Consider the following 25984-nt stretch of genomic DNA (forward strand, 5'->3'; position numbering starts at 1 on the left):
GGGGTATCGCCGGAGGCAGCGGCACTCCGTCGTGTTGAGTTATGTCTCAAAGTATCTATCGGGACGGCGATGCCCGTGGCGGCCCGGGAGCTGGACGGGGTGTCCCTGTACGCGTTCGCCTTCTCCGGGTACTTCACGACCAGCCTGTTCGGGATGGTGCTGGCCGGGCAGTGGTCGGACCGGAAGGGGCCGCTCGGGGCGCTGACGACCGGGATCGGGGCCTTCGCCGCCGGGCTGGTGGTGGCCGGGACCGCACAGGCCATGTGGGTGTTCATTCTGGGGCGGGCCGTGCAGGGCTTCGGCGGCGGGCTGGTCATCGTCGCCTTGTACGTCGTCGTGGGACGGGCCTATCCGGAGCGGTTGCGGCCCGCGATCATGGCCGCGTTCGCCGCGGGCTGGGTGGTGCCGTCCGTCGTCGGGCCGCTGGCCGCCGGGGCGGTGACCGAGCGGCTCGGGTGGCGTTGGGTGTTCCTCGGGATACCGGTGCTGGTGGTCTTCCCGGTGGCGCTCGCCCTGCCGCAGATACGGCGCCGGGCCGGCGGGCCGGTGACGGAAGGGGCGCAGGGCGCCCGGTCCATGGTGGAAGGGGTGCCGGACGCCCGGCCCGTGGTGGAAGGGGTGCGGGGCGCCTTCGACCGGCGGCGGATCCGGCTCGCCCTCGCCATCTCGCTCGGCGCGGGGCTGCTGCAGTACGCGGCCCAGGACCTGCGGTGGCAGGCGCTGGTACCGGGGCTGCTCGGCGGCGCCCTGCTGGTGCCCGCCGTGCTCGGGCTGCTCCCGCGCGGCACCTGGCGGGCGGCCCGGGGCCTGCCGTCGGTCGTCCTGCTGCGCGGGGTCGCGGCCGGCGCCTTCATCTCCGCCGAGTCCTTCGTGCCGTTGATGCTCGTGACCCAGCGCGGGCTGTCCCCCACCCTCGCCGGATTCTCGCTGGCCGCGGGCGGGGTGACCTGGGCGGTGGGCTCGTGGGTGCAGGCCCGGCCACGCATGGAGCCGCACCGGGAGCGGCTGATGACCCTGGGGATGGTGCTGGTCGCCGCGGCGATCGCCACCGTGCCCGCGGTGCTCGTGGCCGGCGTGCCGGTGTGGACCGTCGCCGTCGCCTGGGCCTTCGGCTGCTTCGGGATGGGGCTGGTGATCGCCTCGGTCAGCGTCCTGATGCTCCGGCTCTCCACGCCGCAGGAGGCCGGCGCCAACTCCGCCGCCCTCCAGATCTCCGACGCGCTCTCGAACGTCGTCCTGCTCGCCGCGACCGGCGCGGCCTTCGCGGCGCTCGGCGGCGGCAGCATGACGGGCGCGGCCGGGGCCGGTCACCGTCCGGCGGCCTTCGTCGCCGTGTTCCTGCCGATGACGTGCGTGGCCCTGGCCGGGGCCTGGGTGACGACCCGACTCCGTGATCTGTGACGTGAGTCCCACCCGGGGGTGACCCGGCCTTGTCCGCGCCTTGACGGTCACGGGGCGCCGGTAGGGTGGCCCGGTTGTCATACGTAGCCACCCGAGTCATTCACTGCCGCCCGACCCCCTTACTACGGAGACCGTGACTACCACCGCCGCCTCTGCTTCCCAGTCCTCCCACCACCTTTCGCCGGCCTTCCCGGGCCGGGCGCCCTGGGGTACCGCCAGCAAGCTGCGTGCCTGGCAGCAGGGGGCCATGGAGAAGTACGTCCAGGAGCAGCCGCGCGACTTCCTGGCCGTGGCCACGCCCGGCGCCGGGAAGACGACGTTCGCGCTGACGCTCGCCTCCTGGCTGCTGCACCACCACGTCGTGCAGCAGGTCACCGTCGTCGCCCCCACCGAGCACCTGAAGAAGCAGTGGGCGGAGGCCGCGGCCCGGATAGGGATCAAGCTCGATCCCGAGTACAGCGCCGGACCGCTCAGCCGTGAGTACGACGGGGTGGCGGTGACGTACGCCGGTGTCGGCGTGCGGCCCATGCTGCACCGCAACCGGTCCGAGCAGCGCAAGACCCTCGTCATCCTCGACGAGATCCACCACGCGGGCGACTCCAAGTCCTGGGGCGAGGCCTGCCTGGAGGCGTTCGAGCCGGCGACCCGGCGGCTGGCCCTGACCGGTACGCCGTTCCGGTCCGACACCAACCCCATCCCCTTCGTGACGTACGAGGAGGGACAGGACGGGATCCGGCGGTCGTCCGCCGACTACACGTACGGGTACGGCAACGCGCTCGCCGACCACGTCGTCCGCCCCGTCATCTTCCTGAGTTACAGCGGCAACATGCGCTGGCGGACGAAGGCCGGTGACGAGATCGCGGCCCGGCTCGGCGAGCCGATGACCAAGGACGCCGTCAGCCAGGCCTGGCGTACGGCCCTCGACGCCCGCGGCGAGTGGATGCCGGCGGTGCTGCGCGCGGCCGACCAGCGGCTGACCGAGGTGCGCAAGGGCATCCCGGACGCGGGCGCCCTCGTCATCGCCTCCGACCAGGAGTCGGCCCGCGCCTACGCCAAGCTGATCCGCGAGATCACGGGGACCAAGGCGACCCTGGTCCTCTCCGACGACACCGGCGCCTCCAAGCGGATCGACGACTTCAGCGCGAGTGGCGACCGGTGGATGGTCGCGGTGCGGATGGTGTCCGAGGGCGTCGACGTGCCCCGGCTCGCGGTCGGGGTCTACGCCACGACCATCTCCACTCCCCTCTTCTTCGCCCAGGCCGTCGGGCGGTTCGTGCGGTCCCGGCGGCGCGGCGAGACCGCGTCGGTGTTCCTGCCGACCGTCCCCGATCTGCTGACCTTCGCCAACGAGATGGAGGTCGAGCGCGACCACGCCCTCGACAAGCCGAAGAAGGACGGCGAGGAGGACCCGTACGCCGAGTCCGAGAAGGAGATGGAGGAGGCGAACAAGGAGCAGGACGAGGACACCGGCGAGCAGGAGCAGTTCGCCTTCGAGGCGCTGGAGTCCGAGGCCGTCTTCGACCGGGTGCTCTACGACGGTGCCGAGTTCGGCATGCAGGCCCACCCGGGGAGCGAGGAGGAGCAGGACTACCTGGGCATCCCGGGGCTCCTCGAACCCGACCAGGTGCAGATGCTGCTGCAGAAGCGGCAGGCCCGGCAGATCGCGCACAGCCGCAAGAAGCCGGACACCGAGGCCGACCTGCTGGAACTGCCCGCGGACCGGCGGCCCGTCGTCTCCCACAAGGAGATGATGGAGCTGCGCAAGCAGCTGAACACGATGGTCAGCGCGTATGTGCATCAGAGCGGGAAGCCGCACGGGGTGATCCACACGGAGCTGCGCCGGGTGTGCGGAGGGCCGCCGAGCGCGGAGGCGACGGCGGGGCAGCTGCGGCAGCGGATCGCCAAGGTGCAGGAGTGGGCCACCCGGATGCGGTAGTCGGTCGGGTGCGGGTCGTCCGTGGTTGCTCGCGCAGTTCCCCGCGCCCCTGAAGGGGCGCGTCACTCCGGCGCATACCGGTTGAAACCGAAGTAGTCCATACCGGTGTGTGACCGGATTCTGGACGGAGACTTCCGCTCAGCGAACCCGCTTCGCTACTGTCCGCCTACGCACACGCCCCGTGGCAGCGCCGCCGCGGAGCGCAGCCGTGAAGCGACTGGGCCCGGAGCCGCCGGGCCGCCATGCCGATCGGCGGCCTCTGAAGCGCGTCGCTGACGGGACTCGGCGACGCATCCGCCGCGTCGGAGGTTGCCGACCTCACCACCTAAGGAGTGGGCGTCGTGACCGCGGAGACCTCTCAGACGCTCGACCGGGGACTGCGTGTCCTCAAACTGCTGGCCGACACGGACCACGGGCTGACCGTCACCGAGCTTTCCAACAAACTGGGCGTGAACCGGACCGTGGTGTACCGGTTGCTCGCCACGCTTGAGCAGCATGCGCTGGTACGGCGTGACCTGGGCGGGCGAGCCCGGGTCGGGCTGGGCGTGCTGCGCCTCGGCCGGCAGGTGCATCCCCTCGTACGGGAAGCGGCCCTGCCGGCGCTGCGTTCGCTCGCCGAGGACATAGGGGCGACGGCTCATCTGACGCTGGTCGACGGGACCGAGGCGCTCGCCGTCGCGGTCGTCGAGCCGTCCTGGACCGACTATCACGTCGCCTACCGGGCCGGTTTCCGGCACCCGCTGGACCGCGGGGCCGCCGGCAGGGCGATCCTCGCCGCCCGGCACTCGGCGCGGGACGACCCCGGGTACACGCTGACGCACGGCGAACTGGAGGCCGGAGCGAGCGGTGCGGCAGCGCCGCTGCTCGGGGTCACCGGGGTCGAGGGCAGTGTCGGGGTCGTGATGCTGGCCGACGCCGTGCCGGAACGAGTCGGGACGCGGGTGATGGACGCGGCACGGGAGGTCGCGGAGGCACTGCGGTAGGGGGCTGGGGGGTGGGGACGCTCACCGGCGCTTGCCGGGTGCCGCCGCGCCCACCCTCCCCCACTCTCGGCTTCGCTCGAGCGGGGGGACCCCCATCGCCCTGCGGCACGCCTGCCCGCAGTTAAGTCTTTTAGGGGCGCGGGGAACTGCGCGGGCAACCCCCACCGGCCCGCGGTCGCACGACGGCCGTCACCACCCCCCTTTGTTTCACCCGCCCACCCCACATTGGCCGATCCGCCAATCCCACCCCTCAACCTCTGACCGATCCCCCCAGCCGCCCACGCCCGTTCCCTCCGCATCATCAGGGCCAGACAAGAGCCCACGGCGGAGGGAACGGCACAGTGGAGACAGTGCGGACACGACCCCGGCAACAAGTCGGCACCGCAGGCCGGCTCACCCGGCGGCAATCCGTCGGCGCCCTCGTCGGCGAGGCGGACGCGAGCCCGTTGAAGCGGACCATGGGGGTCACCCAGCTCACCCTGCTGAGCGTCGGCGCGACCCTCGGCACCGGCATCTTCGTCGTGCTCGGGCAGGCCGTGCCCGAGGCCGGCCCGGCGATCGTCGTCTCCTTCGTGCTGGCCGGTGTCACCGCCCTGTTCTCGGCCCTGTCGTACGCCGAGCTCGCCGGCATGATCCCCGGCTCGGGATCGTCGTACAGCTACGCCTACGCCACCCTCGGCGAACTCGTCGCCTGGGTGTGCGGGTGGTGTCTGATCCTGGAGTACGGCGTGTCGGTGGCCGCCGTCGCCGTCGGATGGGGGCAGTACGTCAACGAACTGCTCGGTCTCACCTTCGGCGTCACCCTGCCGGACTCGCTCAGCGCCCCGCCCGGCGCCGGCGGCACGCTCAACGTCCCGGCCGCGCTCATCGTCGTCCTCGCGATGGTCGTCCTGCTGCGCGGGGCCAAGGAGAGCGCCGTCGCCAACGTCATCATGGTCGGGGTGAAGATCGCGGCCCTCGTGATGTTCTGCGCCGTCGCCTTCACCGCGTTCCACGCCGGCAACTTCCAGCCGCTCTTCCCGCTCGGCGCCGCCGGGATGAGCGCGGGCGCCGCCTCGCTCTTCTTCTCCTACATCGGTTTCGACGCCGCGAGCACCGCGGGCGAGGAGGCCCGCAACCCGCAGCGCGACCTGCCGCGGGCGATCATCCTCTCCCTCGTCCTCGTCACGGCCCTGTACGTCCTGGTGGCCGTCGCCGCGCTCGGCGCGATGCCGTGGAAGCAGTTCGCGGGGACCGAGGCGACGCTCAGCGAGGTGCTCGTACGGGCCGTCGGCGGCGGCGACCTGTGGCCGATCCTGCTCTCCGTCGGCGCCGTGGTCGCCACCACCAGCGTCGTCCTCACCGTGCAGTACGGGCAGATCCGGATCCTGTACGCGATGTCCCGGGACGGGCTCGTGCCACCGCTGTTCGCCAAGGTCCACCCGCGCACCGGGGTGCCCCGCGCCAACACCGTGATCGTCTCCTCCTTCATCGCCGTCCTCGCCGCCCTGGTGCCGCTCGGCAGCCTCGCCGATGCCACCAGCATCGGCACCCTCTTCGCGTTCATGCTGGTCAACGTGGCCGTGGTGATCCTGCGACGGCGCAGCCCGGACACGCCCCGCTCCTTCCGCGTCCCCTTCTCCCCGGTCGTGCCGGTGCTCGGCGTCGGTTTCTGCGGCTACCTGCTGTTCAGCCTCGGCGCCGACACCTGGATCGCCTTCGGGGCGTGGATGGCCGTCGGCCTCGTCGTCTACGGCTGCTACGGCATCCGCCACTCCAAGCTCGCCACCCGGGACCTGGTGTGACCGCCCTCGACCTCACCACCGACGTCGTCGACCTCACCCGGGCCCTCGTCGACCTCCCCTCCGAGAGCGGGGCGGAGGCCCGGATCGCGGACGCGGTGGAGCACGCCCTGCGCGGCCTCGGGCATCTCAAGGTCGACCGCGTCGGCAACACCGTGGTCGCCCGCACCGCCCTCGGCCGGGACCGGCGGGTCCTGATCGCAGGGCACCTGGACACCGTCCCGGCCGCCGGGAACCTGCCCTCCCGGCTCGCCGAGGGCCGCGTGCACGGCCTCGGCGCCTGTGACATGAAGGGCGGGGTGGCGGTCGCCCTGCGGCTGGCCGCCACCGTCCCGGAACCGGCCGTCGACCTCACCTTCGTCCTCTACGAGTGCGAGGAGGTGGAGGGGGAGCGCAACGGGCTCAACCAGCTGACCCCCGAGGTGCTCGCCGCCGACCTCGCCATCCTCATGGAGCCCTCCGACGCCGGGATCGAGGCCGGCTGCCAGGGGTACCTGAGCGCCGACGTCGTCGTGCGCGGGCGGCGCGCGCACACCGCCCGCGCCTGGCAGGGCGTCAACGCCGCCCACCGGGCCGCCCGGGTGCTCCAACGGCTCGACGACCACACCGCCGAGCGGGTCGTGATCGACGGGCTGGAGTACCGGGAGGGGCTGAGCGCGGTCGCCGTACGGGCCGGGGTCGCCGGGAACGTCGTACCCGACGAGTGCGTCGTCAGCGTCAACTACCGTTTCGCGCCCAGCCGTTCGACGGCGGACGCGGAGGAGTACGTACGAGGGCTGTTCCCGGAGTACGAGGTCCGGGTCACCGAGGTGGTCGCCGGTGCGCCGCCGCGCCTGGACCGGGTCGCCGAGCTCGTCGAGGCGCTCGGGGCCGTGCCCCGGCCCAAGTTGGGGTGGACCGACGTCGCGCGGTTCGCGGCGCTGGACGTGCCCGCCCTCAACTACGGCCCGGGGGACCCCTCCCTCGCGCACACGGCGGGGGAGTACGTGCCGGTCGGGCAACTGCGCGCCTGCGAACGGAGCCTCAGGGCGTGGCTGCTGCGCTGAGCCCGGCCAGCACCCGCAACTGCAGCCACAGCACCAGCCGTTCGTCGGGATCGTCCAGGTCGATCCCGACGTGCTGCCGGACCTGGCGCAGCCGGTAGCGGCAGGTGTTGGGGTGGACGGCCAGCAGCTCGGCCGCGCCCGCCATGTCGCAGCCCGCGTCGAACCAGCAGACCAGGGTGCGGGCGTACTCGGTGCCGTGCCCGGCGTCGTACGCCAGCACCCGCTGCCAGGCCCCCGCGGTCAACTCCCGCCGCTCGCCGAGCACTTCGGCCAGCCGGAGCAGGGTGACCCGGGGGCGCACCTCGTCCACCGTGGCCACCGGCGACCGCGCGTCCAGCACCCGCAGCACCAGGTCCGCGTCCGCCCGGGAGGCGGCCACCCCGCCCACGTCCGGGACCAGCTCGCCCAGCCCCGCCCGCACCGGTACCCGCAGCGCCTGCCCGGCCCGCCGCACGATGTCCTCGGCCAGCGGCCGGTGCCGGGCCCCCGGACCGGGCAGCAGCGCGTACACCACCCCCTCGACCAGCACACACGCCTGCCGCCCGTAGCGCGCCTCGCACTGCAGCCGTACGACGTCCAGCAGGCGCAGCGCGGTGCGCTCGGCGTCCGGCACGTTCGTGGCGGTGTCGAGCGCGAACGCGGCCACCCGTACCTCGCCGTCCACGCCCAGGCGGGCCGCGGCGGCCGGGGCGTCGGCCGTGCCGTCGAGGAGCCGGCGCAGCAGGTCGCCGCTCTGGTGGCGGGCCAGTTCCTGCGCGGCGCGGGCACGCAGCAGGAGCAGGGCGGCGGTGGCGGCGCCCTGTGCGAGGGTCTCCTCGGCGTCCGGCGCGAGCGTGCCGCCGTCGACCACCCAGACCGAGCCGAGCGTCTCGCCGCCGGCCCGCACCGCCATCGCCAGCCGGGGCAGGTCGGCATCCCGCAACGCCGGGAGCCGGACCGGCCGTTCGGCCGAGAACAGGGTCCGGTACTGCTCGGTGTTCTCGGCGCTGGCCGGCACCTGGAGGCCCAGGATGCCCTGCCGGCGGTCCTCGTCGACCGGCTGCCCGGCGACGGTGGAGTAGGCGAGGATCCGCTGCCGGGGGTCCTCGATGGCGGTGGCCCCGCCGACCCCGGCCGCGATCGCGTCGGCCAGCGCGAACAGGTCGCCGAGCCCGCTGCCGGGGGCCGCCGGGCGGGCGCCGATCGCCGAGGCCAGCAGCAGGTGGACGTGGTGCCAGGCGGCGTCCTCGTCGACCGACAGCAGCGCGATCCCGTGCGTCTCCGCCTCCCCGACCGGCCCGTCCGCGCCCCGCACCACCACCCCGGTCAGCCCCGCCCCGGCCGCCGCCCGCACCAGCGGCCCGGCCGCCGCCGCGCGCACCCCGACCGCCAGCAGCAGCGCACCCGGCCGCCGGGGCAGCGGGGCGTGGGCGTCGTACAGCAGCGCCTCGGTCACCGGCACGGCCAGCCCGGCGGGGGCCGTGTGCAGCCGGACCGAGGGACCGCCGACGACGTCGAGCAGGTCACCGAGGGTGCAGGCGTCCATGGGAGTCCTCAAGGGAACAGGGGGTGCTTGGCCGATCTCCTCATGAAGATATGCATTCCTTGTCCGTCCGCACAACACACGGAAAGGGGTCGGCTCCGAGACTCGGATCATGACCCTGACCGTGACCGGAGTCAGTATCCGTACCGTCCACGACGTCGCCGGGCTCGCGGCCGTCACCGACTACTTCAGCGATGTCTGGCAGACGCCCCGTACCGCCCCGCCCTACCCGGCCGAGGTCCTGCACAGCCTGGTCCACGCGGGCGGCGCCGTGCACGCCGCCTACGACGGTGCGCGGCTGGCCGGGGCGGCCGTCGCCGTGTTCGGCCCGGACCGTGACACCTACTCCCTGGTCGCCGCCGCCGACCAGGGAGTCGGGTACGCGGTGAAGCGGGCCCAGCGCGACTGGGCCCTGGACCTCGGCGCCCGCACCATGCGCTGGACCTTCGACCCGCTGGTCGGCCGCAACGCCCGCTTCAACCTGGTCAAGCTGGGCGCCACCGGCACCGAGTACCTCGTCGACTTCTACGGACCCATGGCCGACGGCGTGAACGACGGCGACGAGAGCGACCGGCTGACGGTGACCTGGGACCTGACGACCGACCCCGTCGCGCTCGGCGGGCTCGGTGCGCCGTTCGGCGACCGGGACCGTGAGGACGCCCCGGCCAGCCACCGTGCCCCCGACGGCGAGGTCCTCGCCCGCCGCGACCTCGGCGACCGGGCCGTGTGGTGCCGGGTGCCGGAGGACGTCGTGCGGTTGCGGGCCGCGGACCCGGCGCTCGCGCTGCGCTGGCGGTACGCCGTCCGCGAGGTGTTCACCACCGCCTTCGCCGAGGGATTCCGGGCCGTCGGGATGTCCCGGGACGGCTGGTACACGCTCGCCCGCACGACGGAGGCGACGGCATGAAGCTGGAGCGCGTGGAACTCGTGCAGGTGGCGATCCCGCTGGTGACGCCCTTCCGTACGTCCTTCGGGACCATGACGACCAAGGACACCTTCCTCCTCCACGTCGTCACCGACACCGCCGAGGGCTGGTCGGAGTTCGCCGCCGATCCCGAGCCGCTGTACTGCTCGGAGTTCGTGGCCGGCGCGGAGATCGTGCTGCGGGACTTCCTGGTGCCGCGGGTGGCGGCGCTGCGGGACCTCACCGCCGCCGCGGTCGGCCCGGCCACGGCGAAGGTCAAGGGGCACGAGCTGGCGAAGGCCACGCTGGAGACGGCGGTGCTGGACGCGGAGCTGCGGACCTACGGCATGCCGCTGTCGGTGTTCCTGGGATCGGTGCGGGACCGGGTGCCGGCGGGCGTCTCGGTCGGCATCAAGGACTCGGTCGGCGAACTGCTGGACGACGTCGAGCGGTACCTGGCCGAGGGGTACGTCCGGATCAAGCTGAAGATCGAGCCCGGCTGGGACATCGAGCCGGTACGGGCGGTGCGCCGCAGGTTCGGGGACGCGCTGCCGCTCCAGGTCGACGCGAACACGGCGTACGGCCTCGCCGACGCGGAGCACCTGCGGCGGCTCGACGAGTTCGGGCTGCTGCTGATCGAGGAGCCGCTGGAGGAGGACAACCTGCACGGCCACGCCCGGCTGCAGCGCCGGATCGCCACGCCGGTCTGTCTCGACGAGTCCCTGCACGGCGCGCGGGACACGGCTGCCGCGATCGCCATGGACGCGTGCCGGGTGGTGAACGTCAAGCCCGCGCGTGTCGGCGGCTATCTGGAGGCCCGCCGGATCCACGACGTGGCCCGCGCCCACGGGGTGCCGGTGTGGTGCGGCGGCATGCTGGAGACCGGGATCGGGCGGGCGCCCAACCTGGCGCTCGCGGCGCTGCCCGGGTTCACGCTGCCGGGCGACACCTCGGCGTCCGGCCGGTACTTCGCGGAGGACATCACCGAACCGTTCGTGCTGGAGGACGGGCACCTCCCGGTGCCCACGGGACCCGGGATCGGGATCGAGCCGCTGCCGGACGCGCTGCGCCGGTTCACCCGCGGACGCCGCGAGCTGCTCGGGCGCTGACCGGGCGGCCGCCGGGCGATGGCCGCGCGGCGGCCGGGCGATGGCCGGAACAGACCGCCGCGTTAGATTGACTCCGTGCTCTCACGTCTCACGCGTCTCCAGGCCGTCGCCGTCTGTGCGGTTCCCGTCGTGGCTCTGATCGGTACGGCCGTCTTCGCTCCGTTGCCGTTCTCGGTGGCCCAGCCCGGGATGACGGCGAACGTCCTCGGTGACAACAAGGGCACCCCGGTGATCACCGTCTCCGGGGCGCCCGTCCGCACGACCGCCGGGCAGTTGCGGATGACGACGATCGAGGCGACCGGGCCGGACGCGCGGGTCTCGCTCGGCGACGTGATCGGCAGCTGGTTCCGGACGGACCGGGCCGTGATGCCGCGTGACTCGGTCTACCCGAGCGGCGACAACGTCAAGGAGATCGAGCAGCACAACACCGAGCAGATGGTGCAGTCCCAGGACGCGGCGGCCCAGGCCGCGCTGAAGTACCTCGGCCTGAGCGCGAGCAAGGTCAAGGTGACCCTGAAGCTGGCGGACGTGGGCGGGCCGAGCGCGGGGCTGCTGTTCTCGCTCGGCATCATCGACAAGCTGGACGGGAACGGCAGCGGGGGAGACCTCACCGGGGGGAAGAACATCGCCGGTACCGGGACCATCGGTGCGGACGGCACGGTGGGGGCGGTGGGCGGGGTCGGACTGAAGACACAGGCCGCGCGCCGGGACGGGGCGACCGTCTTTCTGGTGCCGAAGGGGGAGTGCGCCGATGCCAAGGGGGAGCTGCCGAAGGGGCTGCGACTGGTGCCGGTGACGACGCTGAAGGGGGCCGTGTCGGACCTGGTCGCGCTGCAGAAGGGGGAGAAGGTCCCCAGCTGCTGAGTTCCGGGTGCGGGTTGGGTGGGGCGGCGCAGGCGGGTGATCGGCCGTCGGACGGTGGGGACCGGCCGCGCAGTTCCCCGCGCCCCTTACGGGGCGCTGACCCGCACGGCGTTGTGAGATTACGGGACGATTGCCGGGGCCGGCGATGCCAGCCGCAGGCCTACCTCCACCAGGGTCCAGCCGATGCGCTCGCGGAGTTCCCGCTCGGGCCTGGCCGACTTCGCCAGCCGGTGGTTCTCCGCCTGGGCGTGCATCTCCGCCATGCGGTGCTGGGCGAGCTGCGCGTGCGTGTACATGGTGTGCCTCTCAGTCCGTCTTGAGGGGGAAGAGGTGCGTGTGGACGCGTACCTGCTGCGACTCCGGCGTGTCCTTGTCGGGGACCCGGTTGCGGTAGTCGTCGACCAGGGCGTGCATCTTCTCGATCAGTTCGAAGGCCAGTTCGGGAGTGAGTCGCAGGCCCATGTCGCTCATGTCGGAGGAGCGGGTCCAGGCCGGGGACCACTGGTCACGGGTGCCGAGCCAGGCGGCCAGCTCGCGGGTGTGACGTGCGGCGGCCTCCTGGAGGAAGACCTCCGTCAGTCCCCGTATCTCGGGACTGGCGTCCTCGAAGTCCGCGCTGTCGTAGCTGATGCCCTGGTCCACCGCCTGCCACCACCGCTCCCGGCCCTTGCCGCGCTCCGGGGCGTCCTCGACGAAGCCGTGCTCGGCGAGCTGGCGCAGGTGGTAGCTGGTCGCGCCGCTGGACTCGCCCAGCCGCTCGGCCAGTTGGGACGCGGTGGCGGGACCGTGCTGCCGCAGGGCGTCCAGCAGCTGCATCCGCAGCGGGTGCGCGAGTCCCCGGAGGGATCGGGCGTCCAGCCGGCGCGGTTTCGGTTCCTCGTGCTCCGTCATGTGTACAAAGGTAGCTATGCAAAGGCTCCTTTGCAACACCTCTTTTGCATCAACTTCTTTGTAACTCCCCGCGTGCCGGTCAGTGCCCCTCGCTGTCCGCCGCCGCCTGCTCCACCAGCGGGATGATCCGCAGCGGAACGGGGTTCTCCATGACGATCGCCGTGGAGGCCCGGACGATGCCGTCGAATCCGACGACCCGGTCGATCACCCGCTGGAGATCGGCGTTGGAGCGGGCCACCAGACGGCACCGCATGTCGCCGGTGCCGGTGGTGGTGTGCAGCTCCAGCACCTCCGGCACGCTCGCCAGGTGCGCCCGCACGTCCGGTCCCTGGCCCTGCCGGATCTGGAGGGTGGCGAACGCGGTGACCGGGTAGCCGAGGGCCGCCGGGTCCACCTGGGGGCCGAACCCCTGGATCACCCCGCTCGACTGGAGCCGGTCCAGGCGCGCCTGCACGGTCCCGCGGGCCACCCCGAGCCGGCGGGACATCTCCAGGACCCCGATGCGCGGCTCCCGGGCCAGCAGCACCAGGATCCGCCCGTCCAGTTGATCGATCGCCATGTCCGCCTCCACGGGTGGTCACCATGTACAGAAAGTCCGCTACTACGGCCGTACCGCTGAGCATATTGCCCAGCAGAAACGCCATCTATTGCGCACCTTGTGGGCCGGGTTCACCCTTCGGACATGACGCAGACCACAGATCACGCTCCCGCTGCGACCGCCCGGCAGGCCGACCCCTTCCCGGTCCGGGGAATGGACGCGGTCGTCTTCGCGGTGGGCAACGCCAAACAGGCGGCGCACTACTACTCCACCGCCTTCGGCATGCGGCTGGTCGCGTACTCCGGACCGGAGAACGGCAGCCGTGAGACCGCGAGCTACGTCCTGGAGAACGGCTCGGCCCGGTTCGTCCTCACCTCCGTGGTGCGGCCGGAGACCGAGTGGGGCCACTTCCTGGCCCGCCATGTGGCCGAGCACGGCGACGGGGTCGTCGACCTCGCCATCGAGGTCCCGGACGCACGGGCCGCGTACGCCTACGCGGTCGAGCACGGCGCGCGGTCGGTGGCCGAGCCGTACGAACTCAAGGACGAGCACGGCACGGTCGTCCTCGCCGCGATCGCCACGTACGGCGAGACCCGGCACACCCTCGTGGAGCGGACCGGCTACGACGGCCCCTACCTGCCCGGGTTCGTCGCCGCGTCCCCGATCGTCGAGCCGCCCTCCCGGCGCACCTTCCAGGCCGTCGACCACTGCGTCGGCAACGTCGAACTGGGCCGGATGAACGACTGGGTCGGCTTCTACCAGCAGGTCATGGGCTTCACGAACATGAAGGAGTTCGTGGGCGACGACATCGCGACCGAGTACAGCGCGCTGATGTCGAAGGTGGTCGCCGACGGCACCCGCAAGGTCAAGTTCCCGATCAACGAGCCCGCGATCGCCAGGAAGAAGTCCCAGATCGACGAGTACCTGGAGTTCTACGGCGGGGCGGGCGTCCAGCACATCGCGCTCAACACCAACGACATCGTCGCGACGGTACGGACCATGCGCGCGGCCGGCGTCGAGTTCCTGGAAACCCCGGGCAGCTACTACGACACCCTCGGCGAGTGGGTCGGCGACACCCGGGTGCCGCCGGACACCCTGCGCGAGCTGAAGATCCTCGCCGACCGCGACGAGGACGGCTACCTCCTGCAGATCTTCACCAAGCCGGTCCAGGACCGTCCGACGGTCTTCTTCGAGATCATCGAACGCCACGGCTCGATGGGCTTCGGCAAGGGCAACTTCAAGGCCCTGTTCGAGGCCATCGAACGGGAGCAGGAGCGCCGCGGAAACCTGTGAATCCGTAGAACACGCAACCGATCCGGGGGCGGCGGCGATCATGTGTCGTACAGGTGCCGCACGGGTGCCTGTACGACACGAGGGGGACCCGGGCGTGGACCACATCGACCTGGCGGCGGCTGCCGAGTGCTGGCTGTGGCGCAAGGGCACCCTCAAGGAGCCCACGGTCCTGCAGTCCTTCGCCTTCGACGAGACGCACCGGCACCTCTACGTCCTCCAGATCACCGCGACCGGGCACGAGAGCGGCGACCTGTGCCTCAACCGCCTCGGCTACAAGGGCGAGCGGCTCGGCCACATGTACCTGAAGGGATTCGGGCACGGCGTCAGCCTGGGCGTGCAGAACGCCTCCGACGGCACCGTCTGGATCTGGACCGAGGCCGACTCGGTGGGCGGCTACGGCAAGGGCGTCACCCGCTTCCGGTTCGAGAACGGCGCCACCCGCACGGTCAAGGACGTCAAGGTCCGCTACCCGGTGGCGGGTTCGAAGAACAACCAGCCCACCGTGTGCATGACCAGCCGGCGGATCGCCGTCCGGTACCGGCTGGCCGGTGTCCCGCGCTACCGGGTCTGGGACCTGGACGCCTTCGTGGCCCGCGACTACTCCGCTCCCGTGGCCGACTTCGCCCAGACCGGCGCCCACCCCGACCCGGAGGTCCCCTTCCAGGGGTACGCCCTGGACGGCGACCACGTCTACCAGCTGGCCGGCACCGCCTACGACGACACCGCCAACCTCGCCTCGGCGTACGGCAACGCGTACATCTCCTGCCTGGACATCCGCACCGGCGCACTCGTCCAGCAGCGGCGCACCGAGGCCGGCCGCTCCCTCGCCTACCGCGAACCCGAGGGCCTCGCCGTCCGCCACACCGGCACCCCCGGCCTCTACCTGGGCCTGGCCTCGGGAACCGCGGGCGAACGCGAGTTCTCCCTCTTCCACAAGGCCCTGTGAGCTCACCCCGGGAGTTCCTCGTTCGGCGGCTGGTCGCCGAGGGCGGTGAGGGCGGTGCGGGCCGCCGGGGTCTGGAGCGGGGAGAAGTACGGGTTGATGCGCAGGGCGTCCTGGAGGTGCCGGCGGGCCGGGGCCTCCAGGTCCAGGTCGCGTTCGATCATGCCCCGGTGGAAGGCGTACAGCGCGCTGCGCACCCCGCCGCCCTTCGTCGAGTCCGTCGCGACCGAGGCGTAGCGCAGCGCCTCCTTGTCGTCGCCGGCCCGGTGCAGGGCCCAGCCGAGGGAGTCCGCGACCTCGATGCCGGGCTGTCGCTCCCACTCGGCCGTCAGCCGCTCCACCGCCTCCTGGACGTCCCCGTGGTCCGCCTCGTACTGCCCGATCACCAGATCGTCGTCGACCCCGGCCGCCAGCTCCCGCCGCACCTGCGTCCGCATCAGCGCGTACTGCGACTCCGCCTGCTGCCCCATCCCCAGCGACTCGTACAACTCGGCCAGTTCCAGGGCCACCTGGGGAGTCGGCCGGTGCGCGAGCGCCCCCTGGTACGCGGTGAGCGCCTCCTGCGTCCGGCCCAGCGCGGCCAGCGCCCGCCCCTCCCCGGCCCGCGCCGCCGGCTGGTCGGGGTCCAGCCGCTCGGCCGCCCTGAAGTGCCGCAGTGCGTCCTCCCGGTCGCCCCGCTCCCAGGCCAGCTGCCCGGCCTGGCACAGATACGCGGCCTGCTCGGCGGGGGTGCGGGCGGCCGCCGCCGCGTCGGTCACCTGGGCCACCGCGTCCTCGCGCCAGCCCCGGTCCCGGTACACCGCGGAGGCCCGCGCCATCACCGCCGGCTTCACGTCCGCCCCGACCTTCAGCGCCGTCAGCCGGTCCAGCGCGGACCGGGCCGCCTTGTAGTCGCCGAGCCCGTTGTACGCGTCGATCAGCACCGGGTACGCCGACCACCGCTTCGGCGCCGTCTTCAGCGCCTCCTCCCCGAACCGCTTGGCCGCCGGGAAGTCCCGGCGCGCCACCGCCAGGCCCGCCAGCCCGCCCAGCGCCTCCGTGTTGTTCCGGCCGGCCACCTTCAGGGAGGTCTGGAGCGCCCGCTCGGCCCGGGGATAGTCGGACGTGTCGGCGGTCCGGTGCGCCCGCTCGACGTACGCGGCCCCGAGCACCGCCCAGGCCGACGCGTCCTTCGGCTGCTCCCGCACCCGCGCCTCGCGGGCGCCGATCAGCGTGCCGAGGTCGGGCAGCGTGGCGGGCAGCCCGTTGACGACGGCCGTCTGCGCCGCCGCCAGCACCGCCGCCCGCGCGGCCGCCTGGGCCCGGGACCCGGGCGCCGGGGCCGGTGCGGTCCGGTGCCGCTCGTGCGGCCAGAACATCAGCGCGCCGCCGGCCGCGACCCCGCCCGTCAGCGCGACGACCAGCAGCCGTCGCAGCACCCGGCCCCGGCGGCGCGGTGGCGCCGGCTCCGGGAGCAGCGAGGTGGCCGGTGGGGACGGTCGGTTATCCAGCGCGCACATGTCGGACACTGTGCGTCAATACGACGACCTGATCCGGGTGGCCCAGGGAAGGCACTCGCGGGGTTCACACCGATGGCCCCCCGGTGCGACGCTGTGATCATGAGCCGTATCGAAGCGCCTCGGGACGAGACAACCAGCAACCTCACCGACCGGCTCCTCGCGGGTCTGCCGGCCGACGCGGTCCTCGTCGACCCCGATGTGACCGCCTCCTACGCCAACGACATGGCGAGCTTCTGCCCGGCCGGCACCCCGGCCGTCGTGGTGCTGCCCCGCACCGTGGAACAGGTGCAGCACGTCATGCGGACCGCCACCGAACTGCGCGTCCCGGTCGTCCCGCAGGGGGCCCGCACCGGCCTGTCCGGCGGCGCCAACGCCACCGACGGCTGCATCGTGCTGTCCCTGACGAAGATGGACCGCGTCCTGGAGATCTCACCGGTGGACCGCATCGCGGTCGTCGAGCCCGGCGTCGTCAACGCCACCCTCTCCCGCGCGGTCGAGGAGCACGGCCTCTCCTACCCGCCGGACCCCTCCAGCTGGGAGATGTGCACGATCGGCGGCAACATCGGGACGGCCTCGGGCGGACTGTGCTGCGTGAAGTACGGGGTCACGGCCGAGTATGTGCTCGGTCTGGACGTCGTCCTCGCGGACGGGCGGCTGATGTCCACCGGCCGCCGTACGGCGAAGGGCGTCGCGGGGTACGACCTCACCCGCCTCTTCGTCGGCTCCGAGGGCTCACTCGGCATCGTCGTCCGGGCCGTGCTGGCGCTGAAGCCCAGGCCGCCGCAACAGCTGGTGCTGGCCGCCGAGTTCGGCTCCGCGGCCGCCGCCTGCGAGGCGGTGTGCCGGATCATGGCGGGCGGCCATGTGCCGTCCCTGCTCGAACTGATGGACCGTACGACCGTGAAGGCGGTCAACGAACTCACCCGGATGGGCCTGCCGGAGTCCACCGAGGCCCTGCTCCTCGCCGCCTTCGACACCCCGGACCCGGCCGCCGACCTCGCCGCCGTCGGCGAGCTCTGCGAGGCCGCGGGCGCCACCCAGGTGGTCCCCGCCGACGACGCCGCCGAGTCCGAACTCCTGCTCCAGGCCCGCCGGTCCTCGCTCGTCGCCCTGGAGGCCGTCAAGGGCACGACGATGATCGACGACGTGTGCGTGCCCCGCTCCCGGCTCGGCGACCTGATCGAGGGCGTCGAGCGCATCGCGGCGAAGCACGGGCTGACCATCGGCGTCGTCGCCCACGCGGGCGACGGCAACACCCACCCCACCGTCTGCTTCGACGCCCAGGACCCCGACGAGTGCCGGCGCGCCCGCGAGTCCTTCGACGAGATCATGGGCCTCGGCCTGGAACTCGGCGGCACCATCACCGGCGAACACGGCGTCGGTGTGCTGAAGAAGGAGTGGCTGGCCCGGGAGATCGGGCCGGTGGGCGTGGAGATGCAGCGGGCCGTGAAGGACGTCTTCGACCCGCTGGGCATCCTCAATCCGGGCAAGCTGTTCTGATCGCATCCGTTCCGGTCCCGTGCGACGGGGCCGTCACCGGGCGAGCAGCTGGTCGAGCGCCTCGTCGATCCCCAGCTGCCCGCCCTCGCTCCCCGGGGGCACCACCCGCAGCGTCCGCTCCAGCCAGGCGGACACCTGGGGGACCGGTGCTTCGAGCAGGGCGTCACCGTCGGGTGAACTCAACGCCATCAGCACGACGCTGCGGCCCTCCGACTTCGTCGGCCACACCCGCACGTCCCCGTGCCCGCACGGCCGGAACACCCCCTCCACCAGCAGGTCGCGGGCGAAGGTCCAGTGCACCGGGCACTCGGAGTTGATGTGGAAGCCGACGTGCACGGCGTACGGGTCGTCGGAGCGGTAGGTCAGCCGGGCCGGGACCGGGATGCTCCGCTCGGGGGACAGGATGAGCCGCAGCTCCAGTTCGCGCTCCACCACGGTGTGATGCATGGCGTTCGGTTCCTCTCTCGGACAGTCGTACGGGCGCCTGCGACCGGGCCCGTACGAGTGGAGAGCGGCTGGGGCCGTGAGCATTACGCGGGTTCCGGAAGATTTTTTTCCGATGTGGTGAAGGGGGCGCACAGGGCTGCCCGGAAAGGGGCGGGTCCCGCGGGACTGGCGGTGACGGGCACCCAGGTCTGATAGATGTGGAGACTCCCACATGACCCCCGAGCAGATACGGGATGACGGACATGACCGCCCCAACCCCGGCACCCGGTGACGAACGGCCCCGCGAGGGCTACTACCCGGACCCGTCCATCCCCGGCTACGTCCGTTACTGGAACGGCGCCGCGTGGGTGCCGGGCACCAGCCGACCGGCCCCGTCCGACGGCGAACCCCTTCTCGCGCCGCCCGGCTCCCACCACCCCGCGGCTCCCCCGGCCCCCGCGGCCCAGGTGCCTTCGGCGGTCGAGGAGACCGGCCCGCACTTCTTCGACGAGGACCCGCAGCCGGGCGGTGCGGGCGGCTGGGGAACCGACTCGCCGGCCCGGCCGGACGGCAGGTCCTCCCGGACCGACGGCACGGCCACGATCCCGCCGGCGGACCAGGGGGACGTCGACTCCGGCGGCACGTTCATCTTCCGCAGGCCGACGGTGGGCCCGGCGGCCGGCCCGCCGCCCATGGACGACGGCACGCTGACCTTCCGGCCGATCCGGGACGACGACACACCGGAGTCCGCCTCCGGCGCCGGTACCGGCCGTCCCGGCTTCGGTGCCGGAAAGGCGGCCGCCGCCCGTGCCGCCGCCCAGACGCCGTCGGCCCAGGGCCCGTACGCCCAGGCGCAGTCCGGACCGGCCCCGGCGGCCGGCGCGGCTCCGCAGGCCGTCGCCCCCGCCGTCCCCGCACAGCAGTCCGCCGGGCCCCGGTCCCCGATGGCCCCCGGTGTCGGCGGCGGGCAGTCCTCCTGGGCACAGCAGGTGCACCAGCTCGCCGGTGACGCGCCGGCCGCCCCCTGGAAGCCGCCGGTGGACGACCCCTTCCAGGCGGCCGCCCGGCGGCAGGCGGCGGCCCGGCCCGCCGGGCTCGGCAAGCGGTTCGCGGCCCGCCTCGTCGACAGCCTGGTCGTCGGCGGGCTGACCGCGGTGGCCGCCGTGCCGTTCGGCACCAAGGCCGCCGACCACGTGCAGGACAAGATCGACGCGGCCAGGCTGTCCGGCCGTACCGAGACCGTCTGGCTGCTCGACGGCACCACCGGCGTCTGCCTCGGCATCGTGCTCGGCGTCCTGCTCGTCGTCGGCGTCCTCTACGAGGTGCTGCCCACCGCCAGGTGGGGCCGCACGCTCGGCAAGAAGCTGTTCGGCCTGGAGGTACGGGACATCGAGGGCCACGAGCCGCCCGCCTTCGGCGCCGCCCTGCGCCGCTGGCTGGTGTACACCGTGCCCGGACTGCTCGGCATCGGGATCATCGGCGTCGCCTGGTGCCTGTTCGACCGGCCCTGGCACCAGTGCTGGCACGACAAGGCGGCGCACACCTTCGTCGCCGGCTGAGCGCTTCGCCGGTGGCGCCGCGATGTGCCGTCGTTCGTCCGCGGCGCCGTCGCGGCTGCTCGCGCAGTTCCTCCCCCGGCCCTTCGGGGCGCCGGGGGTACCCGGCCCGTGCGGAGCCGCCGTACTCCGAACGGCCGCTCGCCGGATGCGGGCCCGGCCCCTTCGCGGTCCACTCGGGCCATGAGCACCGAACCGCCCCCGCCCCCCGGCTCCGGAGAGCCGCCGGAGGACGATCCGTTCCGGAAGCAGCCCCCGCCGGGCCAGAGCGAGGGCCAGGGGCCGGGTTCGCCGTACGACACCCCGTACGGCGGCTCGCAGCCCCCGCCGCCCTCCTACGGCGGCGGCCCCTACGGAGCCGGCGGCGACCCCGATGGGGGCGGCGGCCCGCACGGCGGCGGCCCCTACGACGGTGGAGCCGGCGGCTATCCCGCCGATCCCCTCGCCGGGATGCCGCCGCTCGCCGACAGCGGAAAGCGCACCCTGGCGCGGATCATCGACATGATCCTGGTGGGCATCGTGGTCGCCCTGCTCACCTGGGCGTTCGGGGTGAGCGAGTACCAGATGGACGGCGACCGGATCACGGCCGGCCGGTCCTTCGTCCAGTCGCTCGTCGCCGCCGTCCTCTTCGTCGCCTACGACACCCTGCTGATCGCCAAGTCCGGACAGACCCTCGGCATGAAGTGGCTCGGCATGCGGGTCGCCAACCTGTCCGACGGCGCCACGCCCTCCGCCCAGACCTCGCTGCTGCGCGCGCTGGTGCTGTGGGTGCCGTTCGCCTTCTGCTGCGCCTGCATCTGGACGGTGATCTGCGGCGGCTGGAGCTACTTCGACAAGCCGTACAAACAGGGCCTGCACGACAAGGCCGCGAAGACCGTGGTGGTCAGTACGAAGGCGTAGCCCGCAGCCCCGCAGCCCCGCCTCCTCGTGACAGGGGCCGGCACCGAGGGGGCGCACAAGCAGTCGGCGGGTCCGTCAGTCTCACGGACCCGCCGACTTCGGCTGTGCGGGTGCGTCAGGGCGCGGTGGGCTCCCGGACGGGCTCGGCCGCGGCGGCGGCCACGGGCTCCCGGCGCACGGGCTCCCGGTGCACGGGGACCCGCAGCTCGGGCAGGGGGGTCGGGACGGGAACGGACTGGGCGGCCGCACGCGTCCGGGGGAGCGGAACCGTCATGGCCACCAGCAGTCCCAGACCGAGCGCGGCGAGCGCGATGACCGCGATCCCGATGCCCGAACTCGTCTGTGACAGCAGCAGCATGGCGAGCGTCGAGCAGATCACGGTGCAGGAACCGTAGACGAGCTGTGCCGGGGTCGGACGAGGCATGGCAATCGTGTCCTCGGAAGATGGGGGGTGAGACGGGGAACCGGCCTTGGTTTCCACCGGTTTCCGGGCGTTCCACCGTTCGACTCTATTCGCGTGCATGCCCGAGAGGAACGACCGGTAAGCGTGACCTAACCCACGGTACCGGTGCACAGGGGGCGCACGGTCGCATGGCATACGGCAACCGGAGGCATATGCGCGCCGGTCGGGCGGGGCGGATCGGGGGTACCGGCGCGTCCCGGTGTCCGTAAAGCGAACTCCCGCTCCGCATAGTGCAGTTGAACTGTCCGAGTCAAGGTCTGTCTTTTTCCGTAAACCAGTAGTCAAATATCGTCACTTGAATCGACGCGTTGAACGTGCGCGCACGGACCCCCAACCATCACCCGGTCCCCCTTGCCGTGCGCGCGGCGCGGGGGAGGAACTCAAGTGACCAGCAGACCCTGGACGTTCAGAGCACTCGCCGTCGGCGTGACGCTCGCGACCGCCTCCGTCGGCTTCGCCACCTTCGCGGTCGCGGAGGCCGCGGTTCCGGCGGCGACCACCAGCACCGTCGACCGGCACGACCCGTCGACGAAGCAGGAGGAACACGACCTCGACGGCCCTCTGAGCAAGACCCAGGAGGCCCAGCGCCAGGAAGCCCTCGACCAGGTCATATCCGGCAAGGCCCAGGTCAAGGACCGCGACGGATCGAAGGTCGTCCAGCTCAAGGGCAAGAAGGGCGACAGCAAGTACGTCGAACTCGGCCGCGAGAAGACGGACAAGATCTTCACGATCCTGGTGGAGTTCGGCGACCAGACGGACCCCCGGTACAACGGCACGGCGGGCCCGCTGCACAACCAGATAGCCCAGCCCGACCGCACCAAGGACAACTCCACGGCGTGGCAGGCGGACTACAACCAGGCCCACTTCCAGGACCTCTACTTCGGCACCGGCAAGAACACCGAGTCGCTGAAGAAGTACTACGAGAAGCAGTCCTCGGGCCGCTACTCGGTCGACGGTGAGGTCACCGACTGGGTCAAGGTCCCCTACAACGAGGCCCGTTACGGCAACAACGCCTGCGGCTCGACCACCTGCTCCAGCGTCTGGAACCTGGTGCGCGATGGCCTGAACGCCTGGGTCGCCGACCAGAAGGCGGCCGGCGAGTCCGACGCCGCGATCAAGGCCGACCTCGCCCAGTACGACCAGTGGGACCGCTACGACTACGACGGCGACGGCAACTTCAACGAGCCCGACGGCTACGTCGACCACTTCCAGATCGTGCACGCCGGCGAGGACGAGTCCGCGGGCGGCGGCGCGCAGGGCACCGACGCGATCTGGGCGCACCGCTGGTACGCCTTCGGCACCGACGCCGGCTCCACCGGCCCCGCCGACAACAAGCTCGGCGGCACCCAGGTCGGCGACACCGGCATCTGGGTCGGCGACTACACCATGCAGCCGGAGAACGGCGGACTCGGCGTCTACGCCCACGAGTACGGCCACGACCTCGGTCTGCCGGACGAGTACGACACCAACGGCGGCGAGAACTCCACCGGTTTCTGGACCCTGATGTCCTCCGGCTCCTGGCTGGGCACCGGCAAGGAGGCCATCGGCGACCTGCCGGGCGACATGAACGCCTGGGACAAGCTCCAGCTGGGCTGGCTGAACTACGGCGTGGCCAAGGCCGGCACCAAGTCCAGCCACAAGCTGGGCGTCGCCGAGTACAACACCAAGGACAAGCAGGCCCTGGTGGTCACGCTGCCCGACAAGGCGGTCACCACCACCGTGGTCACCCCGGCCCAGGGGTCGACCCAGTGGTGGAGCGGCAGCGGCGACAACCTCAAGAACACGCTGACCCGTGACGTCGACCTCACCGGCAGGTCGTCCGCGACCCTCTCGCTCGACGGCTGGTACGACATCGAGGCGAACTACGACTACCTCTACGCCGAGGTGTCCACCGACGGCGGTGCCAACTGGACCGCCCTGGACGGCACGGTGAACGGTGCGGCCATCCCGCGCGACGGCAGCGACAAGCCGGCGCTCACCGGTTCGGTCGACGCGTACACCAAGCTGTCGTACCCGCTGGACGCCTACGCGGGCCAGAAGATCCAGCTGCGCTTCCGCTACCAGACCGACGGCGGGGTCGCCCTGAAGGGCTTCGCGGCCGACGAGATCACCCTGACCGCGGACGGCTCTACGGTCTTCTCCGACAACGCGGAGTCGGCGGACGCGGCTTGGACCGCCTCCGGCTTCTCCCGCATCGGCGCGTCCTTCACCAAGGACTACGCGCAGTACTACATCGCGGAGAACCGCCAGTACGTGTCGTACGACAAGACCCTCAAGGTCGGCCCGTACAACTTCGGCTTCTCGACGACCCGTCCGGACTGGGTGGAGCACTACCCGTACCAGAACGGCCTGTTGATCTGGAAGTGGGACACCTCCGAGGCGGACGACAACACCAGCGTCCACCCCGGTACCGGCCTCATCCTCCCGGTCGACTCGCACCCGACGCCGCTGAAGTGGTCCGACGGCACGCTGATGCGCAACCGCATCCAGGCCTACGACTCGCCGTTCAGCCTCTACGCGAGCGACGGCATCACGCTCCACAAGGCGGACGTGGCGACGAAGATCAGGCAGTCCTCCGGGGTGTCGGTCTTCAACGACCACAAGAGCGACTACTACGACGCCTCGAACCCGGCGGGCGGTGTCAAGATCACTGACACCAACACGAAGATCAACATCGTCACGGAGGCCCGGGACGGCTCGACGATCTCCCTCCAGGTCGGCCCCGCGGTGAAGTAGTCGGTATATCTGCAGGTCAGACACGTATCGGCGGTGACCCCTTGGCGGGTCGCCGCCGATCGTGTTTAGGTGCGTCCTGTGGATTTCTTATTGACACCGACGCACACGGGGGCGTGATCGCATGGCCGCAGGAGGTTTCTGCAAGCTGCCGAACGGCAGGGTGGTGGTGGCGCTGAACCTGCCCAGTCCCGCCACCGGGGACGGCTCGTCCGCCGTCCGGGTACTGGTCCACGCCCACAACCGCGCCCGCGCCCTGACGAGGCTCCGCAACCTGGGCATGCGAGCGGTCTACCTGCGGGGCAACGCCGCCCCCCCGACCCCGGACGAGATCACCGCCGTCCTCCACCACCCGGACGGCCTCATATGGCGAACGGCCCCTGACAACGGTGTCACCCCCCTGGAACTCTGGAGACCGATCAGATCCCTCCTCCCCAGACCGACAGCGGCCTAGCCGCCCGCGAAGCACCCGCCCCAGAGGCACGGCGAACTGCGCGACCGGCCCCCACCGTCTCGCGGGTGCCCACGGTCCGGCACCGCCGGATTCCGCCGTCGTGGCTGATCGCGGTTGCGGCGGGACGGGGGAGGCGGTCGGTTTCAGGCGCCGCCCGGGTGGCCCGCCCCAGGGGCGCGGGGAACTGCGCGATCGGCCCCACCGGCCCGCGGGTGCCCACGGTCCGGTTTGGCACCGCCGGATTTCGCCGTCGTGGCTGATCGCCGTTGCGGCGGGACAGGGGAGCGGCGGCTTGTTGCGGGCGCCGCCCGGCTGGCCCGCCCCAGGGGCGCGGGGAACTGCGCGATCGGCCCCCACCGGCCCGCGGGTGCCCACGGTCCGGCACCGCCGGGATCCGCCGTCGTGGTTGATCGCGGTTGCGGCGGGACGGGGAGGCGGTCGGTTTCAGGCGCCCGCTCAGGCACCCGCCCCAGAGGCACGGCGAACTGCGCGACCGGCCCCCACCGGCCCGCGGGTGCCCGGCGGCGGTGGTTCCGGTACTCAGACCACCGGCTTGCCTGTCAGTTCCACGCCTGCCTGGCGGAGCTCCTCCAGGGCCCGTACCGTCGTCGATTCCGCCACGCCTGCCGTGAGGTCCAGGAGGACCTGGGTCCGGAAGCCCTCCTTCGCGGCGTCCAGGGCGGTGGCCCGCACGCAGTGGTCGGTCGCGATGCCCACCACGTCCACCTCGTCGATCTTCCGGGCCCGCAGCCACTCCGCCAGCCTGACGCCGTTCTCGTCGACGCCCTCGAAGCCGCTGTACGCCGCGGAGTACGCCCCCTTGCTGAACACCGCGTCCACCGCCCCCGAGGCGACCGCCGGGGCGAAGTTCGGGTGGAAGCCCACCCCCTCCGTGCCGGCGACGCAGTGCGCCGGCCAGCTGCGCACGTAGTCGGGGTTGTCCGCGAAGTGGCCGCCCGGCGCGATGTGGTGGTCGCGGGTCGCCACCACATGGCGATAGCCGGCAGGAGCCTGCCCGATCAGCTCGGTGATCGCGGCGGCCACATCGGAGCCCCCCGCCACCGCGAGGCTGCCCCCCTCGCAGAAGTCGTTCTGCACATCGACGACGATCAAGGCGCGGCGCATGGTCGGTGTCCTTCACATTCGATATCGGGTCCGTCGGGAGGAGAGACGCGGAAAGAAGGGGTGCGGGCCCGGCCTGAACCTATGAGCGTAGAGACTTACGGGGGCGTAGGGGAGGGG

Annotated in this window: 23 protein-coding genes; 15 read left to right on the forward strand and 8 right to left on the reverse strand. The window is 72.3% G+C overall.

All coding sequences use genetic code 11. The features are described 5' to 3' along the window. Window positions 1-69: 69 nt before the first annotated feature. The 5 genes from IEZ11_RS03755 (at window position 70) to dapE (ending at window position 7147) form a co-directional block, all read left to right on the forward strand. Window positions 70-1401, forward strand: a complete 1332-nt coding sequence (locus tag IEZ11_RS03755) for an MFS transporter (RefSeq protein WP_373294816.1) — start codon at window positions 70-72, stop codon at window positions 1399-1401. A gap of 133 nt (window positions 1402-1534) precedes the next feature. After that, entirely contained in the window at window positions 1535-3337 is a 1803-nt protein-coding gene (locus IEZ11_RS03760) for a DEAD/DEAH box helicase (protein ID WP_189261122.1), read from the forward strand. A gap of 341 nt (window positions 3338-3678) precedes the next feature. Then, window positions 3679-4320 carry an IclR family transcriptional regulator gene (locus tag IEZ11_RS03765; RefSeq protein ID WP_189261123.1) on the forward strand — a complete coding sequence of 214 codons (642 nt, stop codon included), beginning with the start codon at window positions 3679-3681 and terminating at the stop codon, window positions 4318-4320. A 341-nt stretch (window positions 4321-4661) separates the two neighbouring features. Further along, complete coding sequence (locus IEZ11_RS50545; RefSeq protein WP_229712793.1) at window positions 4662-6104, forward strand: amino acid permease; 1443 nt, start codon at window positions 4662-4664, stop codon at window positions 6102-6104. Next, the gene (gene dapE, locus IEZ11_RS50550; RefSeq protein WP_229712794.1) at window positions 6101-7147 is read left to right on the forward strand and encodes a succinyl-diaminopimelate desuccinylase; all 1047 of its coding nucleotides are present in this window, start codon (window positions 6101-6103) and stop codon (window positions 7145-7147) included. The genes IEZ11_RS50545 and dapE overlap by 4 nt, the downstream gene beginning before the upstream one ends. Here dapE and IEZ11_RS03775 read toward each other — a convergent pair. After that, window positions 7125-8672, reverse strand: a complete 1548-nt coding sequence (locus tag IEZ11_RS03775; RefSeq protein ID WP_189261124.1) for a PucR family transcriptional regulator — start codon at window positions 8670-8672, stop codon at window positions 7125-7127. The genes dapE and IEZ11_RS03775 overlap by 23 nt on opposite strands. Window positions 8673-8781: 109 nt before the next feature. On the opposite strand from IEZ11_RS03775, the gene IEZ11_RS03780 reads away from it, so the two are divergent. The 3 genes from IEZ11_RS03780 (at window position 8782) to IEZ11_RS03790 (ending at window position 11546) form a co-directional block, all read left to right on the forward strand. Then, a complete protein-coding gene (locus IEZ11_RS03780) occupies window positions 8782-9576 on the forward strand; it encodes a chorismate synthase (RefSeq protein WP_189261125.1) in 795 nt (264 codons plus the stop codon). Beyond that, on the forward strand, window positions 9573-10682 hold the full coding sequence (gene menC, locus IEZ11_RS03785; protein ID WP_189261126.1) for an o-succinylbenzoate synthase: 1110 nt from the start codon (window positions 9573-9575) through the stop codon (window positions 10680-10682). Before IEZ11_RS03780 ends, menC begins: the two co-directional genes overlap by 4 nt. A 75-nt stretch (window positions 10683-10757) precedes the next feature. Continuing rightward, complete coding sequence (locus tag IEZ11_RS03790; RefSeq protein ID WP_189261127.1) at window positions 10758-11546, forward strand: S16 family serine protease; 789 nt, start codon at window positions 10758-10760, stop codon at window positions 11544-11546. A gap of 119 nt (window positions 11547-11665) precedes the next feature. On the opposite strand, the gene IEZ11_RS03795 is transcribed toward IEZ11_RS03790, so the two are convergent. The 3 genes from IEZ11_RS03795 to IEZ11_RS03805 all read right to left on the reverse strand — a co-directional run bounded on the left by IEZ11_RS03795 (window position 11666) and on the right by IEZ11_RS03805 (window position 12996). Then, entirely contained in the window at window positions 11666-11842 is a 177-nt protein-coding gene (locus tag IEZ11_RS03795; RefSeq protein ID WP_189261128.1) for a hypothetical protein, read from the reverse strand. Between the two features lie 10 nt (window positions 11843-11852). Beyond that, window positions 11853-12437: an ArsR/SmtB family transcription factor gene (locus IEZ11_RS03800; RefSeq protein WP_189261129.1), complete on the reverse strand. Its 585-nt coding sequence runs from the start codon at window positions 12435-12437 to the stop codon at window positions 11853-11855. 79 nt (window positions 12438-12516) lie between these two features. Then, on the reverse strand, window positions 12517-12996 hold the full coding sequence (locus tag IEZ11_RS03805) for an Lrp/AsnC family transcriptional regulator (protein WP_189261130.1): 480 nt from the start codon (window positions 12994-12996) through the stop codon (window positions 12517-12519). A gap of 123 nt (window positions 12997-13119) precedes the next feature. Between IEZ11_RS03805 and hppD the strand changes: the two genes are divergently transcribed. Continuing rightward, entirely contained in the window at window positions 13120-14268 is a 1149-nt protein-coding gene (gene hppD, locus IEZ11_RS03810; protein WP_189261131.1) for a 4-hydroxyphenylpyruvate dioxygenase, read from the forward strand. Between the two features lie 64 nt (window positions 14269-14332). Beyond that, window positions 14333-15214, forward strand: a complete 882-nt coding sequence (locus IEZ11_RS03815) for a phage baseplate protein (protein ID WP_229712795.1) — start codon at window positions 14333-14335, stop codon at window positions 15212-15214. 2 nt (window positions 15215-15216) lie between these two features. On the opposite strand, the gene IEZ11_RS03820 is transcribed toward IEZ11_RS03815, so the two are convergent. Further along, window positions 15217-16710: a tetratricopeptide repeat protein gene (locus IEZ11_RS03820; RefSeq protein WP_189261132.1), complete on the reverse strand. Its 1494-nt coding sequence runs from the start codon at window positions 16708-16710 to the stop codon at window positions 15217-15219. A 93-nt stretch (window positions 16711-16803) separates the two neighbouring features. On the opposite strand from IEZ11_RS03820, the gene IEZ11_RS03825 reads away from it, so the two are divergent. Next, entirely contained in the window at window positions 16804-18210 is a 1407-nt protein-coding gene (locus IEZ11_RS03825) for an FAD-binding oxidoreductase (RefSeq protein WP_373294817.1), read from the forward strand. Between the two features lie 33 nt (window positions 18211-18243). Here IEZ11_RS03825 and IEZ11_RS03830 read toward each other — a convergent pair whose 3' ends face one another. Then, entirely contained in the window at window positions 18244-18657 is a 414-nt protein-coding gene (locus IEZ11_RS03830; protein WP_189261134.1) for an SsgA family sporulation/cell division regulator, read from the reverse strand. 242 nt (window positions 18658-18899) lie between these two features. Between IEZ11_RS03830 and IEZ11_RS03835 the strand changes: the two genes are divergently transcribed. Continuing rightward, complete coding sequence (locus IEZ11_RS03835) at window positions 18900-20195, forward strand: RDD family protein (RefSeq protein ID WP_189261135.1); 1296 nt, start codon at window positions 18900-18902, stop codon at window positions 20193-20195. A 180-nt stretch (window positions 20196-20375) separates the two neighbouring features. Continuing rightward, the gene (locus IEZ11_RS03840; protein ID WP_189261136.1) at window positions 20376-21092 is read left to right on the forward strand and encodes an RDD family protein; all 717 of its coding nucleotides are present in this window, start codon (window positions 20376-20378) and stop codon (window positions 21090-21092) included. Between the two features lie 115 nt (window positions 21093-21207). Here the strand turns inward: IEZ11_RS03840 and IEZ11_RS03845 are convergent, their stop codons facing one another. Beyond that, the gene (locus IEZ11_RS03845; RefSeq protein WP_189261137.1) at window positions 21208-21516 is read right to left on the reverse strand and encodes a hypothetical protein; all 309 of its coding nucleotides are present in this window, start codon (window positions 21514-21516) and stop codon (window positions 21208-21210) included. Between the two features lie 423 nt (window positions 21517-21939). Between IEZ11_RS03845 and IEZ11_RS03850 the strand changes: the two genes are divergently transcribed. Both IEZ11_RS03850 and IEZ11_RS03855 read left to right on the forward strand, forming a co-directional pair. After that, window positions 21940-24291 carry an immune inhibitor A domain-containing protein gene (locus tag IEZ11_RS03850; protein ID WP_189261138.1) on the forward strand — a complete coding sequence of 784 codons (2352 nt, stop codon included), beginning with the start codon at window positions 21940-21942 and terminating at the stop codon, window positions 24289-24291. Window positions 24292-24412: 121 nt separating this feature from the next. Further along, on the forward strand, window positions 24413-24742 hold the full coding sequence (locus IEZ11_RS03855) for a hypothetical protein (protein WP_189261139.1): 330 nt from the start codon (window positions 24413-24415) through the stop codon (window positions 24740-24742). Window positions 24743-25282: 540 nt separating this feature from the next. Here the strand turns inward: IEZ11_RS03855 and IEZ11_RS03860 are convergent. Then, window positions 25283-25867: a nicotinamidase gene (locus tag IEZ11_RS03860; protein WP_189261140.1), complete on the reverse strand. Its 585-nt coding sequence runs from the start codon at window positions 25865-25867 to the stop codon at window positions 25283-25285. Window positions 25868-25984 lie beyond the last annotated feature (117 nt).

This window comes from Streptomyces fuscichromogenes (assembly GCF_014645815.1).
Classification (GTDB): domain Bacteria; phylum Actinomycetota; class Actinomycetes; order Streptomycetales; family Streptomycetaceae; genus Streptomyces; species Streptomyces fuscichromogenes.

What these genes read in the sequence shown, in the direction of transcription:
- IEZ11_RS03755 (WP_373294816.1), top strand. Translation starts at nt 70, where the DNA reads ATGCCCGTGGCGGCCCGGGAGCTGGACGGGGTGTCCCTGTACGCGTTC.
- IEZ11_RS03775 (WP_189261124.1), bottom strand. Translation starts at nt 8,672, where the DNA reads ATGGACGCCTGCACCCTCGGTGACCTGCTCGACGTCGTCGGCGGTCCC.
- IEZ11_RS03780 (WP_189261125.1), top strand. Translation starts at nt 8,782, where the DNA reads ATGACCCTGACCGTGACCGGAGTCAGTATCCGTACCGTCCACGACGTC.
- menC (WP_189261126.1), top strand. Translation starts at nt 9,573, where the DNA reads ATGAAGCTGGAGCGCGTGGAACTCGTGCAGGTGGCGATCCCGCTGGTG.
- IEZ11_RS03795 (WP_189261128.1), bottom strand. Translation starts at nt 11,842, where the DNA reads ATGTACACGCACGCGCAGCTCGCCCAGCACCGCATGGCGGAGATGCAC.
- IEZ11_RS03800 (WP_189261129.1), bottom strand. Translation starts at nt 12,437, where the DNA reads ATGACGGAGCACGAGGAACCGAAACCGCGCCGGCTGGACGCCCGATCC.
- IEZ11_RS03805 (WP_189261130.1), bottom strand. Translation starts at nt 12,996, where the DNA reads ATGGCGATCGATCAACTGGACGGGCGGATCCTGGTGCTGCTGGCCCGG.
- hppD (WP_189261131.1), top strand. Translation starts at nt 13,120, where the DNA reads ATGACGCAGACCACAGATCACGCTCCCGCTGCGACCGCCCGGCAGGCC.
- IEZ11_RS03820 (WP_189261132.1), bottom strand. Translation starts at nt 16,710, where the DNA reads ATGTGCGCGCTGGATAACCGACCGTCCCCACCGGCCACCTCGCTGCTC.
- IEZ11_RS03830 (WP_189261134.1), bottom strand. Translation starts at nt 18,657, where the DNA reads ATGCATCACACCGTGGTGGAGCGCGAACTGGAGCTGCGGCTCATCCTG.
- IEZ11_RS03835 (WP_189261135.1), top strand. Translation starts at nt 18,900, where the DNA reads ATGACCGCCCCAACCCCGGCACCCGGTGACGAACGGCCCCGCGAGGGC.
- IEZ11_RS03840 (WP_189261136.1), top strand. Translation starts at nt 20,376, where the DNA reads ATGAGCACCGAACCGCCCCCGCCCCCCGGCTCCGGAGAGCCGCCGGAG.
- IEZ11_RS03845 (WP_189261137.1), bottom strand. Translation starts at nt 21,516, where the DNA reads ATGCCTCGTCCGACCCCGGCACAGCTCGTCTACGGTTCCTGCACCGTG.
- IEZ11_RS03855 (WP_189261139.1), top strand. Translation starts at nt 24,413, where the DNA reads ATGGCCGCAGGAGGTTTCTGCAAGCTGCCGAACGGCAGGGTGGTGGTG.
- IEZ11_RS03860 (WP_189261140.1), bottom strand. Translation starts at nt 25,867, where the DNA reads ATGCGCCGCGCCTTGATCGTCGTCGATGTGCAGAACGACTTCTGCGAG.